Annotated in this window: 1 protein-coding gene; it reads right to left on the reverse strand. The window is 64.0% G+C overall.

The window, feature by feature from the left end; genetic code table 11:
• A partial coding sequence (locus tag ACZ3HG_RS23590; RefSeq protein WP_465334784.1) for a TolC family protein occupies window positions 1-275 on the reverse strand: 275 nt, incomplete at both ends.

The raw sequence follows: 275 nt of genomic DNA on the forward strand, positions 1-275 counted from the left end.
TGCCATGGCTAAAGAGGGACGAAAGTGAGCTGCTGCCCACGCCCGCGCTGGCGGTGAGTGAAATGGTCGGGAAGAAGTTCGCCCGCGCGGCACCGATATTGGCATTCGCGCTCTTCAGATTATGCTCCGCTTCCTGAATATCGGGGCGGCGCAGCAGCACGGAGGAGGAGACGCCCGCCGGGGTCAGCGTAATGCTGTTATCCGCCAGGCTCTCCAGCGTGCCCGGCAACAGCGCTTCCGGCACCGTCTCGCCCGCCAGCAGATTGAGCGCGTTT

The organism is Erwinia sp. PME.40.26/001 (assembly GCF_055556675.1).